The organism is Pedobacter nyackensis (assembly GCF_900176505.1).
GTDB lineage: Bacteria > Bacteroidota > Bacteroidia > Sphingobacteriales > Sphingobacteriaceae > Pedobacter > Pedobacter nyackensis.
This window is the reverse complement of record NZ_FWYB01000010.1, coordinates 166,150-181,558: the sequence shown is the minus strand read 5'-3', so window position 1 is coordinate 181,558 and position 15,409 is coordinate 166,150. Positions and strand designations below refer to the sequence as shown.

Here is a 15,409-nt window from a genome sequence, read left to right as displayed (position 1 = left end):
TAGAGTTATTTGGTCGTGAAGCTAATTGACGGGTTAAAATCCGGGTCCATATCCGGCGTTCGTAGTCCAGCTACCTCATTGGCCATCAGAATAAATATATTCCAGCACAGGCCTTTCGTAGAGGGCCACCAGGATTTTGTGGTTGTCCATTTAGTAGGGATAAATTCTTTGCTGAAAGGCCAGTCTGGGTTCAGGTTAAGCTCAGCCCAGGCCCTGTTCTCCATCAATTTAGTTGCCTTTGTCCAGCCGTGTTTCAACCCTGCAACATAGGCGCAATATTCTGCTCTGAGCCAGCTGCCTCCATTATAATAAAAACCATCGTTTTTCCCATCGGCATAGTTCGCAGCTCCAAACTCAGCAAATGGCTGATAAGCAGCGCTGAGGTATGCATATCCTTTTTTATCTTTTGTCAACCTTACACATATCGGTGCAGTAGTACCATATTGTGGATGTGGCGCTTTGTTGCTGCGATTAAGCACAGGCATCTGTTCAAGATGATTAATCACCATTTCATCCGTAAGAAGCGGTCGATTAAACAACCATAAAGAATAAAACTCGGGCTCCAGATCGGTTAAACTAATGACATCGGGGTACTGGCGGTCAAAAAGCAGGTGTTTTCTTTTCGGGTCATAAAATTTCCTGTACTCCTCTTCTGCTTTTTGAATATAAGCTTCATCCACCGGGTAACCCAACTCTTTAATGGTTCTTAGCGCAATCGCCAACATGCCCTGATTTACCGCCAGACGGTCAGTTTTTGGCTGATAATCCACGATATCTACCTGGCTCATGGAAAAGTGTGATCGACAAATCCCATCTTTACCGGAGTCGAACTCGTTTCGCACATATTCTATTGCTTTTTTGATCTTATCTTCCGGTAGTAAGGCATTAAACCTTCTTTTGTTCAGCATTGCCCAAATCAGCCATTCTATTGTAGCTTCATTATCCTTAGCTTCTACAGAGCCCATATAGGGGGTAATAATGGTGCCAATGGCACCTTTTGGAGTTTGTGTGCTGGCCCATTGATCCCAGATGCCAAGATTCAGTTCCTTACTGTAACAAGCCACGATAGAAAAAAAGGAATCCCTGTTATACATATCGGGCGAATAATTCATATTCGGCACATTAAATGGTTTAAAATCGTTCAGCCCGTTGATCCAGGTCAGCATCTTAAAATTTCCATACAGCACTTTCTCTAGCTGAGAACCCCTGAACCCCATACCTTCCGATAACCTGATTTGTGAGGAGATCATAAATTCGCGGTGGCCTTTCCAAGGTTCAGCAAATATATAGCTCGTCTTTTCCGAGGCCTCACCCATAGCCAGAACATTGTAAGGTTCACGCGCAGGCTCATGTTCCACAATTTGCAGATCCTTTAACTGCAGCCGACATATCTTGTTCCCTTGGTTACCAATAAAAAGAGCCACGCTATCTTTTTCAATATAAGGCAACATAATGCTTCCTTTAAATAGGGTCCAATCCCTCTCCTTAACCTGAAAATTATCAATGTATTTTAAACCGTTCTCCAACTCGACTGTTTTCTTCCCGTTCTTCATCCGGAATAACTTCAAAGCCAAAGGCGCAGTTCCTTTACATAAAAAAGAAATAGTATATACCCTTTGATCCTTTAGGGGGGCTATCAGTTCGATGCCGCTACGTCCCGAAGCTTTACAATCCATGGTAATCAGGCTACCCTCTTTTTTAAGTTCCAGATCCCCTTCCTTCTTCCAGCTATCCGATAGCTTGAGCAGCGTTTCTTTTCCTGCATTCAGATTGTATAACTCACCAAATGTCATTTGCAGATAGTCTTTACCCTCGGCCTGTTCCGCAGCGCTAGCTGTCGAGAAAAGCTCAGGATCAGGGAGTTTACGCATACCAACAAAACCTCCACCGCGGCCGTTAAGCCTGCGCCTTGTAGTACGTGTATACTGATTTTTATACCCCGCGTCTGTTAAAAAGCCAACCAGCGTGTTTCTGTAGTCAACATAACCAACCGAAGGAAACATCTCATGAGCAAAACCCCCTGGAAAATTGCCATGTTCAAAGCTCACATACTGCTTTGGTTTTTGAACAGGAACAAACCGTTCCTTCAACATATAGTATAACTGGGGCATTCCTGGTTGATATAAACGAATTGTTTTTTTGATTACATGCGCATTAATCACCTTATAGGTTACCTGCACAGAGAGGTTTAGATCAAACTCGGGAATATAGCTTTCGCGGATCAGCGTAATTGTACTGTCATTACCCTTCCACTGCTTTCCTGTCCAACCTGTCATTAAAGTCTGCTCACTCAGGTCAGTGTTGGCCATCAAAAGTGAAAATTCCGCATCATTATTTAACAATTGCCGATCTCCATCAAATACCCCAACCTTAAACCCGGTAAGCGTATCACCCAATGCCTTAATGCGCAGCTTTTGTCCAAATACGGCAGACACGCCTGTGGCGGAAATAAAAAGCGCCAGCATTAAACTTACCTGAAAAAAAAGGGAAAACGGCTTATGGTTCATCGGTGATATATTTGGTATAACAAATTTATTCCGTAAGCGTTCCCGAGAAGTGCACTATAGTAACATTTTAGTTCACTATAGTTACAAAACAGGGATGTTTTCCTCGTATTGCTGCTGCCTGTATTCGTTTGGTGCACAATGGTAAATCTTTTTAAACTCCCTGAAGAAGTAAGATTTATTGTTGAAACCTGTACGGTAAAATATTTCGGAAACATTGTATTGCGAAGCAATCAGCATATCGGCAGCATGCTTTAAACGAATCCTTTTAATAAACTCTGCCGGGGTCATTCCAGCAAGAGATTTCAATCTTCGGTACAATTGCATTTTGCTGATAGAAAGCGCATCTTCGAGCGTAGCTGCATTCAGCTCAGGTTCATTAAGATTGATCTCGATCACCTTCAGTAACGCTTCCAGAAATTTCTTGTCTGTATCGGCAATATCAGCATCCATGAACTGATTGGTAATGTGCTGATCTTTAATCAGGCTATCCATGCGTGCCTGATAATCGAGCAGCTTACGAATCCTCACCAGCAGATAATTGATCTGGAAGGGCTTGGGAATGTAAGCATCTGCGCCCAGTTCGTAGCCCTCAGCCTTATTGTCTTCCGAGCCCCGCGCTGATAGGATCACAAATGGAATCTGCGCCAATGCAGGGGTTTGTTTTACGGTACGACACAATTCCAATCCATTCATATCGGGCATCATCACATCGCTGATGATTAAATTTGGAATCGTCTTATTCAAAAAGGAAAGGGCTTCCAGTCCGGTGCCTGCCTCGTATACTACATACTGATCCTTTAATACATTTTTGATCAGATAACGGAGTTCCGATTCATCCTCTACCACCAGAACGCTTTGCTTTTCGCGCTGCTGCAAGTCGTCAATTAAACTGTTCTTGTTCTCGTCTCCGCTGGAAGTCATTTCAGGCTGATCGTAAACCTGTACCAGTGATTCATATAAAGATGATGGTGCGGAGGTGATCACTGCAGCTTCCGCTTTACCTTCAGCTTCCTTCAAATGTACTTTTACCCTAAAGTCTATCCAGCTATCGTCCAGACTTACCCCAATGTCGGCACCCATCAGGGTAACCAGCTCTTTGGTAAAAGCTAAGCCTATACCCGTACTGAATTTTTCGGTCTGCTGCTCATTGCTTACATAAAACTTATTAAAAATCTGCTCCAGATGTTCCGTCTTAAGCGTACAGCCCGAATTGGAAACACTCACCTCAAGCAAACCTTCAACAGTATGATAAACGGCATTAAACTTAATAGTTTCCTGCTTACCAGCATGTTTAAAGGCATTAGATAACAGATTGAACAAAATCTTTTCAAACTTGTCCTTATCTATAAAACCGACCAGCCCGTCTTCAATACTTCTAATGTAGACTTGCTTGTTCCTTTCGCTCGCCGGGATAAACAAGCCAGAGAGGCTATCCAGCATCTTACTGACATCGACATAATCATTATTCTTTTTGAGATATCCGGCCTCAGCCTTTCTAAATTCCAGCAATTGCTGCACCAGATAGGTTAATCTCGCGGTATGCTGGTGCACAATGGAAAAGAAATAGTTGTTCTCTTTGTTCTTCAGCAGTTCAGTCTTTTTATTCCTTAAAAAATGCTCTACAGAACCCATAATCATTGTTAATGGTGTCTGAATCTCATGCGCAATATTGGTAAAAAAATTCAAGCGCTGCTGATGCTCTTCCTCATCTTTTTCCCGCAGCAAATGCTCCATCTGCAATTGATACTTCATTTGAAGTTTGTTCTTACGATACAGATGAAAAGCATATCCTGATGCAAACAGAATTAAAAAATAAGCACATAAAGCAGGGTAGGTTAACCAAAAGTACTGCTCAACATGGAGTTTAAATACGCTTATGCCATCCGTCCAAACCCCTTCGCCGTTACTCCACCTTACCTGAAGTGTATAATTGCCCGGGGGTACGTTATTGTACACGATATTTCCAATATCTCCCGAATAATTCCATTTTTTATCCAACCCTTCAAGTTTATAGGCGAACTCATTTTTAGCTTCGTTTAAAAAACTCATAGACTTTAAACTCAGCTGGAAGAAATTGCTTTTACGCGCCAAAGTATACGATGAAACTGCTCCCTGATTTGGCTTTAGTACCTGAAGGTGATTTTCATTGATGCTTTTCCCGCCCATATGGATCCCGGAAATCAGTAAATTGGGTTGTAAGGTATTGCCGGTAATCCTTTCCGGAACAAAATAATTAAAGCCATAAATTCCGCCAAAATAAAGTGACCCCGAAGCCGACTTCCAGACTGCACCATCACTAAACTCATTACTTTGTAAACCATCGCTCTCCCTGAATTTGGCTACAGCCCAATTTTCAGGATTTAACATGGCCAAACCTTTATTGGTACTTAACCAAATACTTCCGGAATTGGCGCCCTTGATGGCATGAATGGTATTGTTGGGCAAGCCATCACTCATGGTGAACTTCTTAAACAAAGGCTTATCCTTAACAGACTGCTCATAACTCAACATGTTTAAGCCATAGCTGGTGCCGATCCACAATCTTTTTTTCGAATCATAGTACAAGGAAAGCACATCATTATTAGACAAGCTGCTTGGAGATACAAAGGCTTTAAAAGTCTTAAATTGGCCGGTTTTCTTATCGAATAGACTTAAACCGCCATACCTGCAGGCAATCCAGAGTCTGTCGTCATCCCCATTACTTAATGCATAAATAATATCATTTGCCGGACCGTTAACAGTGCCTGAAAGATACTGTTTGAAATAGCTTACGCTTAATATTCCTTGCTTATTTTTAGCAAGTTTCAAGTGAACCAGGCCACTTCCGCTGGTTCCCAGCCACAAGGAACTGTCTCTGTCCTGCAGAATGGCATATACAGATCCAAAAGACGGTAATGAAGCAGTCCCTGAAATACTGGCCCAGCTGATGCTGCGTTTAGCCTTCAAATCATAAACACCGATCCCTTTTCCATCCGTACCAATATAAACATAAGGCTCCAGTCCTTTCTTTAAAGCATATACCGAATTATTATCCAGTCCATTACTGGTATTTAATCCTCCTTTTAATTGTTGCTGAGCTGAATGCCTGGGAATCCCCTTTAAAATCAGGATTCCTTTGCCCTTAGTCCCGATCCATAAATCTCCTGCAACTTCAGCAAAAGCCCGAACGGGTTTGTTAAGATCAGTAAGACTATTTTTATTCACCAGTCCAAAATGATTGACCTTGGGATAGATTTTAATTAATCCATTGCCATCGGTACCAATCCACAGCACATCATCTTTTGCTGATTCAATTGTGGTAATCCTTGTATTAGCCAGCTGTTTCACTTCCTCTTGCATCAGGACAGAAGGCTTAAAATCAAGATCAAAAACGGCAATCCCCTGAACTTCCCAACCTACAATATAATTCGACTGATAATACCTGATCGTTTTAATGGCTCCCTGAACATTGCTGATTTTTTTGGGACTCAGTGCTGAATTAATTCCCCAGAGGTTGTTTTGTTGATCTGTAAAGAAAACCTGATTGTTGGCAATAAAGAAATTGTTGATCTGCCCTTCGGCCTTTATCGTACTAATCAACGCTAATCCGGAGGCGCTTATTTTACAAACGGCCAATGTTCCGTTATTTTGCAACACCCAGATTAGGCCGTTCTTTCCACCTTCTATTTTTAAGGCTCTTTTTATTCCAGCCGGGAAACTGATAGGTTTAAACTGATTACTTTTTAAATCAAAGCGGTTTAATCCATAGGTTTTGCTGTAGCAAAAAACAGTCCCATCACCAGCAATGGCCAATTCATACTCCTTTTCGGCAATGCTACGACGCGTAGCCTGATTATAAAAATACTGATAAAATTTACCGCTATACTTCTCAAATCGGGTAATCCCGCCTATAGTACTGATCCAGATATTGGCCTGCTGATCTTCCCTGATATCCTGAATCACATTGTTACCAATGCTCCCACCCTGACTTTCGGTATTGTAATTGAAAACCCTAAAATCTGTACCGTCGTACATATTCAGTCCATCCCAGGTTCCTACCCAAAGCAACTGGTCCTTATCCTGAAAAACAATATTGACCGCGCTATTCGACAAACCATTTCGGTTATCAAGTTGCTGAAAATAAAACTGCTTTGGATCCTGAACTTCAGCGGCAAGTATAAATTTGACCGCAAAAAATAGAATAACCGTGAAATAGATTTTAACAAAACTCTTCATCGATAAAATATAGAAATAGCAGGATTACTAAATACAATATACGATTAAAAGCAGATTGTTGCGTAATGATCAGAGACAAAAACCCCCGGCCATCTCTGACCAGGGGTATAGGGTTATCAGCAGGAACCCGTGTTATTTAGTTTCCAACAAAATATCGATCTGTGCCGACAGCTTGTGTTCCAGCTCCGCTCCTTCAAAACCAATTGTCCTGAACTGCATCTTTCCCAGCTGGTCGATCACAGCTATTGTAGGAATTAACGTAAAGCCGACCTTTTCACCAATATCGGGGTCATTGTTAAAATATAAGGGGAAAGTGTACTGCGGATTTTTAACTGCCCAGCCGATGGCGTCTTTTATCGTATTTTTCGCCCCGCTGTTTACGACCATAAACATCACTTGGGAATTGTTTTTATACTTGTCGTACACGTTCTGCAGATAGGGCATTTCCTGCATGCATGGCACACACCAGGTAGCCCAAAAATCAAGTATCACGATTTTACCTTGCATCATTTCTTTGGTAACCGGCTTGCCTTTAAGATCGGTTAAACCAGTTAGCTCCGGACCAGGCTTATGCATCATCTGTTTTGTCAGGGATGCTTTTAGCTGAGCTAATTTTAATTCTTCCAGCTTCTTGAGTTTTGCATTGAATTCGGTTTCAGAAGGATTGAACTTTAGAAAATTAGTTTTAGCGGATTTAATGGCAACAATATCCGAAGGATCTTTTAATAACACCGTCCAAAGGGCATTAAATGCTTTTTCAGGGTTCCCGACTAGTTCATAAAGCAGCGCTATGTTCATTAAGCTCTCTTTATTTGCGCCACTGCCTTCGGCTTTAACAGCAAGCTTCATCGCTTCATCTTTATTTCCCAGATAAAACTTATTCAGGGCGATGATGGCATTAAGGCTTGATTTTGCTTCAGCAATCGTCTTGGTCCGTACACTATCGGCCACAAAAGGCAAAATATGACCGTACTCAGGAAAATACCTGATGACCCCTATCGGCCACTGATCAGCAACCTTTAAAGATGCTTCAGCATAAGCTACCGCGGTATCGGCGGCGAGTCTTTGCGCAGTCAATTTTTCAGCAATCGTTTTTAGTTTCTGAGGTGTATAGGGCTCTGGCACCCCCATGCTTTTACGAGCATGATAAACGGCTTTCGCCTCATCTTTGAGCCTAACATAATGCTCAAAAAGGATCCGGTGGATTTCTGTCGAATTTTCACCTGATTCCTTATCTTTTTTTAGTAATGCTTCGAGCTGGGCTACTTTTTTAGTTTCATCCTTTTCTTTGGAAATAGCGGAGATCAGATAGTCTTTTGCCAGGTCTGATTCTGGGAAACGCTTGGAAACAACCTTACGGATGGAGTCCAGTCTGTAATTTTCTCCAATAATCAGATAGCCCATGGTCACTTTGTTGAGGTTACCGCCGAAGGTGGGGTTTTCCTCAAACTTTGCGGCGATGATCTTTCTGGCCTCCAGCCGATGCTTCATCTTTTCCTTAGGCGTTTTTGCCAAGGCCATCAGCACGCTTTGCTCACGTACTTTGGCTTCGTAATTATTGGGATAGTTTATCAGTTCTTTTTTTAGCAACGCCAGCTGCAAGGCAGGCAATTTTGGTGATTTCGACATCTGGCCCCCAAGGCTATAGGATTCATGTAAAAACCCATCTCTTACCCGCTTATTCCCGTTATATACGGCAATTGAATAGTGCTGATTAGCCGCTGGCTTATCAATGATATCACCACTCTGTAGATAAAAGGAAGCAAAAGTTGCGTACCGTTGTAAAACAAAGGATGCAATCCATTTGTCACCCTGTTTGGTCATTGCTAACTTCCAGGGCTGATCGTAAAAAGTGGAATAACTGAAGTTGATGATTATACTGTTCGCATCTTTGCCTATTGCGGCTCCTGCGACTCCGGGATGATAGGTAATGGTCACCTTTTCTCCTCGTTGTGGCTTTTCGGGAGTAATTTGTACCACCTGTGCTTGGACTTTCAAAATTGCAAGTCCAAGCAGGCAGCTCATTAACATGTGTTTTAACATAGGGATGCGAATTAGTTGTAGCCCGGATTTGGGATCAGACTGTGATTACTGTTTAAAGCGGAAGATGGGATCGGGAAAAGAATGGCTGTTGATTTCCATGCGGTTTTCGTTAGACTCAATACATCATCTGCCCTGGTTTTAGTCGGATCGCCAGTAACGCTTTTCCAACGCTTTAAATCAAACCAGCGGTGCCCCCACTCTGTGAACAGCTCCAGTCTTCTTTCATTTTCTACCTGTGCCATGGCGACAGCCAGATCTGCTGTTACTGGTAACAGATTTAAGCCTGCTCTCTGACGTATCACATCTAAATCGTCCTTCATTCCAGAGAAATTTAGCTGTTGCGCACGGGCTTCTGCTCGGATCAGAAAGGCTTCAGCAAACCTAAGTACCATGGAATATTCAGTGGGTGCATTAATAGTCCCCACCCTCACTTTGTACTTAAACGGGTAGTAATGGGTCACCGGAGGAACGGCTGTTGTTGTATATTCGCCAACCCAATTCGCTTTCCTCAGGTCAGTTGTTCCGAATGCTTCTATTAAGCTCCCAGCTCCTTTATTCAGTCGATAAAATGGTGCACCGGTAGACAATAGTGTGTTGCCTTCCCAGGTATTTCTTCCGACACTAGTATTAATAGCCTGCAGTTGCCATACCGTTTCAGCGCTGTTTTTCAGAAAGACCTTGGTCATGTGTGCCACATTATTGGGATCAGGATGATTAAGTATGGCGTAGCCGCTGGTACTGATAACCTCAGCTGCTTCCTGTTCCGCAAGCGCATAGTTCCCATTGTATAGATAAGTCCTGGCAAGCAACAGCGTTGCTGCTGTTTTATTTGGGCGTATGCGCTCCTTATTTCCCGGATAAGCAAGAACCAATACTTTTTTTGCTTCAGTCAAATCCTTAATGATGGAAGCATATACTTCAGCCTTTGGTGTTCTCGGTAGATTCGTATTTTTAAGCACATCAGAATCCAGGATCAATGGTACATCACCGAAAAAATTTACAAGATAAAAATGGCAAAAGGCCCTTACAAACAAGGCTTCACCAAGCAATTGATTTTTAACTTCGGGTGTTAATGTGGTGGATGCCGATACACCTTCTATGGCCAGATTTGCACGATAGATGAAACTGTAGGGTTGTTCCCACATGATTTTGACATACTGATTTCCTGCAGTAACTGAATTGTTCTTAAATTCATCAAAAGCTGCTGATGCAGAAGCATAGGTAAATTCATCGGCAGCCATGGCACACATAAATGTAGTGACAACATTAGCAAACTGATAGTTGAATCCGTTCATATCACTGTAAATCCCCGTTAGCACAGCTGTAGCAGATGCATCATTTACGAAGACTAGTTTACTGATCAATTGATCTTTTGGATCCTCAATATCTACATATTTTTTACATGAAACCAGTGTGCTTAAAATCACTATACACAGCACAGAATATAATATTTTCATAATTTCTTTTTTTTAAAATGCCAATTGTAAACCCGCAGTATAAACGCTTAATGGTGGTAACGCATAACCCTTTGTTTCCGGATCGAAACCATCGTATGAGGTGATGGTAAACAGATTCTGAGCCTGAACATACACACTCAGGTTCTTAAATTTCGAATTCTTTATCACATCCGTAAGGTTGTATTTCAGGGAAACATTTTTCAACCGGATAAAGGAAGCATCTACCCAATTGGCATTTGAAAACCTATATAAGTTTTGATTGGCATTAAAAATAGCCTTCCCTGAAGTTGCGCTGGCACCCGGAATGGAAGCCGCCTGACCCGGGCGCTGCCATCTATCCAATGCACTCAGATCTTTGTTTTTCAAAAGTCCATTAGAAGAAGCCAGGGAACCATAGTTAAGTCCCGGTCCCTCTTGTTTAGCAAACTGAAAAAAGAAGTCGAGGCTAATTTTTTTGTAAGTCAGACTATTCGACAATCCGCCGTAAAATCTCGGCATGGTATTACCCATCACGACCATATCCATCGTTTCCGTAAATGCGCCATCTCCATTCACATCTCTGAACAATGGTATACCTGTGGCAGGATCTATGCCAGTAAAATCATAACCTTTCACAATGGTAAGTGGCTGTCCAATCACATATTTATTTGAATTTGCCGTTGTTGCCAGGTTTGGATATTCTATCAATTTATTCCTGGCAATGGTCAGATTCGCGGAAGTATTCCAGGTAAAGTTTCCGCCACGCACATTGGCTGAAGTGATTTCGAACTCGAAACCCTGATTTTGCACGACTGCAGGTAAATTCTCTGTATATTCGGTAAATCCGGACTGTGACGACAATGGGTAGCCAATCAACTGATTACCTGAACGGGTGCGGTAAAAGTTCGCCGTCAGCATAAACCGATCCTGAACAAATCCTAAGTCAATTCCAAGCTCAAGCTTCTTATTGACTTCCCAGCTGTAATCGGGATTTGGGAAACGACTTGGATAAATACCCGCAGAACCGCCATAAGGAAGTGAAGTTGAGGACCAGCTGTCTAAGAACTGATAACTTCCGATCTGATCATTACCTACTGTTCCATAACTTGTCCTCAATTTAGCAAAGGACAAGAATTTCAGCTGATCTTTTACAAAAGATTCATTGCTAATGAGCCAGGCTGCACCAACGGATCCAAAATTACCAAATCGTTTTCCAGGTCCAAACCTGGAGGAACCGTCACGACGGAATGTACCATTGATGATGTATTTTTCATTAAAATTATAAGTTAAGCGCCCGAAAACAGAAGCATATCTGTATTTGGTGTAGGTATAAGTACGTGGTGTGACTACCGTTGCTGCTTTGATATTTTCTAATTGTTCATCGCTCACATAGCCGCCGCCGATCAAGGATTGCGCTTCGGTAATGCTGTGCTGAAAAGTTCCGCCGGCCAGGGCAGAAAGATTGCCTTTTCCCAATTGAATGGAATAATCCAGCTGAGGCTCCAGGATATAAGAGTTGAATGAGCCATTTCCGTAGTTTCCGGTACTTCCGCTATAGCTAACGGGATTGAAACTGATTTTAGGCAGCGTCTGCACTTGTTTCGTTTCCAAACGGTTATATCCAGCACTTAATTTTGCATTCAGGCCTTTGATGATGGTATAAGCCAATGAGGTGTTGACAAACAAATTATTGGTATTGGTCACATTTGTGCGTTCGAGCAAAGCCATTGGGTTCTGCTCAATAGTGTTAAACCAATAATAATTGCCTTTTGCATCGTATATCGGCATATTAGGCGCCAGATTAAACGAACCTGCCAAATCAGTTATTGCCGAATTGTTTTCGTCAATAACTGATTTTATTGAGCTGGTCATTCTGAATTTATTGTCTTGCGAATTGTAATTCAGCGAAGAATTCAAGGATCCTCTTGTATAACCGGTATTGCCTGGCAATACGGATTTCTCATTGCGAAATGCGCCGCCAACCAAAAAATTAGTCTGTTCAGTTCCGCCGCTTAAACTTAATTGTGCTTCGGTTAGACCTGCAGATTTTCCAAATAATTTTTCCTGCCAGTTCTGGTCAAGATCCTTACTCCAGGTCAGCAGATCGGGAGCTTGCGTTTCAGTTGGCGTGACCGCATCATTTTTAAAGGCTTCGCGCCTTAATTCCAGATATTGCGCAGTATTGAGCATATCAACTTTATGATTCACCGCGGAGAATCCCTGGTATACGTTCATGTTTACTTCCGCCTTTCCAGATCTACCTTTTTTTGTGGTAATTAAGATTACACCATTTGCACCCCTGGATCCATAAATAGAGGTTGCATCCGCATCTTTTAATACGTCAATTCGTTCTATATCTGATGGATTGATACTACTCAAGGGGCTTTGCGTTCCATTTGCTCCAGTAAACTGGCTTAAACTTTCTGAAATAAATGGTATTCCATCCACAATATATAATGGCGCATTGCCTGACGATATGGAATTCTGTCCGCGCAGACGCACATTATATCCAGAACCAGGGTATCCTGTAACCACAGAAATATCTAAACCTGCCACTCTCCCTTGTAATGCAGCAAGTGGGTCCCCTACCGGTTGATTTGCAATGCTTTTAGCCGTGATGGAACTTACCGATCCGGTATTATTTCTTTTTGTTGTAGTTCCATAACCGATAACAACAACATCATCAAGCGTACCCACATCAGGTCTTAAAGAAACATTCGTCATGCGCCCATTTTTTACCGGGGCCTCTGCCGTAACATAGCCAATATAGCTAAAAACAAGTATCACATTTTCATTCGCGACCCGTATAATGTATTTACCCTCATTGTCTGTAGTAACCCCGGTGTTTGTTCCCTTTATTTTAACAGACACACCAGGCAATGGAAGGTTATTTTCATCCTTGACAACACCATTGATAGTTATATCCTGAACCCGGGCCAGTGTCTGGCCAGGCGCGTCTTTAAAAATAATGACACTATTGTTGACCTGTTTATAATTTAAACCCGTCCCTTTTAACAACTCATCCAGTGTGCTTTTTACAGAACGGATTTCTCCGTTAAGGGTGACGTCCTTAACAGAAGAGATCAGCTCATTGCGGTAAGCAAACCTAAAGTCGGTTTGTTTTTCTATCTGGGAAAAAGCACTGCGAAGTGTTCCCTTGTTGATGTCAATGGAGACTTTCACGTCGGAAAGTGTCTGAGCAGAACCCGGCGAGGCCGTTAAGCTGCTAACGGTAAAGAGAATGACCAATAAGAGGATCGCGTTTACTTTCATAAAAAATCTTAATTTTTTAATAAAAAACGGAGCGTAAAATGCCGGGACACACCGGCTTGCAAAACGAGTAGAATTGTAATACATTGCGTTGGTTTTAGTTGGAACTGATATGAAAATTGAAACCATCCGCAAACTCCGGTTGCACCCGGGGTTTGCTTCTTTTGGTTTGGCGTATAAATATTATGGTGATGCCTTGTTGTTCATTTCTGGTTGTTTAGGTTTTTTGATTATTTAACATCCCGGCCCATCGATCGTAACCGTATTATTCTTTAGTGTGAGTGTTGCCCCGGTGATATCCCCTACTACACTCAACACTTGTGTGATGTCATTTCTATTTAGAAAGGCCGCTGTAAAACGGCAGGACTTTACCTTTTCATTACTGAACTGAATTTTGACACCATAGCGCTCAGCAATCATTTGCGCCGCATCATCAAGGGTTATATCATCCATGATCAGATCCTGCTTTTTCCATTCGATGGTCTCCGTAGCATTCACTTTTATTTTTAGAGGTTCAGGCGACTTAGCGTTCCAGGCCAACTGCTGATCCGGGGTTAATATCCCTAACACTCGTTTTTCATCTTCAATCCGAACTTTTCCCCTGGTTACAGTTACAGTTACCGCATCATTTGCATCGTAGGCATTAATGTTAAAGGCAGTGCCCAGAACTGTTGTTTTAATTTTCCCGGTATAAATTACAAAAGGATGCCTGGCATCGTGTTTAACATCGAAATAAGCTTCTCCTATGAGGCGCACCTCACGGAAAGCTTTACCCTCAAAAGTATCAGCATATTCCAGATAGCTATCGTGATTTAGCTGAACGGAAGTTCCATCTGGTAATTTAACCCATTTACGGGCGGAGCTTTTACCCGGAGCGAGGCTTTTTATTGCGGCTACTTTTTGTGGCCGTTCTCCTGTCGTTAATTGTATCAGACCTATCCCTGCTACCAGCAACAGCATTGCGGCAGCAGCTATCCAGGTCAGGTTTTTCTGCCTTTTCCTAGATGATCTGGTTGCAATGGATTGATTTATTTTCTCAAAAAGCCCGGCTTCATTTATATTCAGATCAGGATATTCTCTATGGGCAAACTCCTGCTCTGTAGCCTCGAGTGCCTGACGCCACTCTACTTCATAACGACCTGTTCCGACTAATGTTTTCACCTCTTCTATTTCAGATGGGCTACAGCGGTCTAGTATGAAGTTTATAAATAATTGCTTAACGTGATTTTCCAATTTTTCTTTGCCTGTTTATTATATTACAATTAACAGGGCCGGTACATTTACTCCAATGAAAAATAAATATCCTTTTTTTTGAAAAACTAAAACCGACTGAATAGGAACAACAGTAAGGCCCCATTTCGGATCATATATTCCTTAATGGTCTTAATTGCTTTTACCATCTGGCTATTTACTGTGCTGTCTTTGATGCCCAGTTTCTTGGCTACTTGTTTATAAGAATATCCATAATTCCGGCAAAGGTCGTATATAGCCTTGCGCTTAGGAGGAAGCTGATCAACAGCCAAACCCATAAACTCACTGGTTTGCTTCCGCTCCGTGTACTGCAAACCGTTTTCAGACTGATGCACTGCTTGTCCAAATATTTCGTCGGAAATCCAGGTTTCTCTTGAAGCTCGCTTAATTATATTTAGCGATAGGTTTCGGGCAATAGTAAAAAGGAATGGCTGAAAAGGACGATCAGTTTGAATGGACGAAGCATGTTCCCATAATTTAACAAAAGTATCCTGAGTTACATCTTCGGCAAGGGCTGGCGATTTAAGGATCCCCAAAGTATAGGCATATATTTTTTTTACATACAAGTTGTACAACTGAGCAAATGCCTCTGCGTCTTGCAATGTAATTTTTTTTAGTAATTCTATTTCGCCTTGATTGGACAATCGCATACTCTACAAATCTAGTAGATTTTATTAATAAACAGCA

General features: G+C 42.0%; 7 protein-coding genes. All 7 read right to left on the bottom strand.

The features are described 5' to 3' along the window. Positions 1-5: 5 nt before the first annotated feature. The 7 genes from B9A18_RS17580 to B9A18_RS17550 all read right to left on the bottom strand — a co-directional run bounded on the left by B9A18_RS17580 (position 6) and on the right by B9A18_RS17550 (position 15,324). Positions 6-2,507: a hypothetical protein gene (locus tag B9A18_RS17580; RefSeq protein WP_084290857.1), complete on the bottom strand. Its 2,502-nt coding sequence runs from the start codon at positions 2,505-2,507 to the stop codon at positions 6-8. An 81-nt stretch (positions 2,508-2,588) separates the two neighbouring features. Further along, on the bottom strand, positions 2,589-6,722 hold the full coding sequence (locus B9A18_RS17575; RefSeq protein WP_084290856.1) for a two-component regulator propeller domain-containing protein: 4,134 nt from the start codon (positions 6,720-6,722) through the stop codon (positions 2,589-2,591). Between the two features lie 132 nt (positions 6,723-6,854). After that, positions 6,855-8,747 (bottom strand): redoxin family protein, encoded by a 1,893-nt coding sequence (locus tag B9A18_RS17570; protein ID WP_235005368.1) that lies wholly within the window; start codon positions 8,745-8,747, stop codon positions 6,855-6,857. Between the two features lie 29 nt (positions 8,748-8,776). After that, positions 8,777-10,222 carry a RagB/SusD family nutrient uptake outer membrane protein gene (locus B9A18_RS17565; protein ID WP_084290854.1) on the bottom strand — a complete coding sequence of 482 codons (1,446 nt, stop codon included), beginning with the start codon at positions 10,220-10,222 and terminating at the stop codon, positions 8,777-8,779. Between the two features lie 12 nt (positions 10,223-10,234). Next, positions 10,235-13,474 carry a TonB-dependent receptor gene (locus B9A18_RS17560; RefSeq protein ID WP_235005367.1) on the bottom strand — a complete coding sequence of 1,080 codons (3,240 nt, stop codon included), beginning with the start codon at positions 13,472-13,474 and terminating at the stop codon, positions 10,235-10,237. 231 nt (positions 13,475-13,705) lie between these two features. Next, entirely contained in the window at positions 13,706-14,632 is a 927-nt protein-coding gene (locus B9A18_RS17555; RefSeq protein ID WP_235005366.1) for a FecR family protein, read from the bottom strand. A 158-nt stretch (positions 14,633-14,790) separates the two neighbouring features. After that, positions 14,791-15,324 carry an RNA polymerase sigma factor gene (locus B9A18_RS17550; protein WP_235005365.1) on the bottom strand — a complete coding sequence of 178 codons (534 nt, stop codon included), beginning with the start codon at positions 15,322-15,324 and terminating at the stop codon, positions 14,791-14,793. Between the last annotated feature and the right edge of the window lie 85 nt (positions 15,325-15,409).

Bases quoted from the DNA above. Each gene is read 5' to 3' on its own strand.
- B9A18_RS17580 (WP_084290857.1), bottom strand. From the start codon at position 2,507: ATGAACCATAAGCCGTTTTCCCTTTTTTTTCAGGTAAGTTTAATGCTG.
- B9A18_RS17575 (WP_084290856.1), bottom strand. From the start codon at position 6,722: ATGAAGAGTTTTGTTAAAATCTATTTCACGGTTATTCTATTTTTTGCG.
- B9A18_RS17570 (WP_235005368.1), bottom strand. From the start codon at position 8,747: ATGAGCTGCCTGCTTGGACTTGCAATTTTGAAAGTCCAAGCACAGGTG.
- B9A18_RS17565 (WP_084290854.1), bottom strand. From the start codon at position 10,222: ATGAAAATATTATATTCTGTGCTGTGTATAGTGATTTTAAGCACACTG.
- B9A18_RS17560 (WP_235005367.1), bottom strand. From the start codon at position 13,474: ATGAAAGTAAACGCGATCCTCTTATTGGTCATTCTCTTTACCGTTAGC.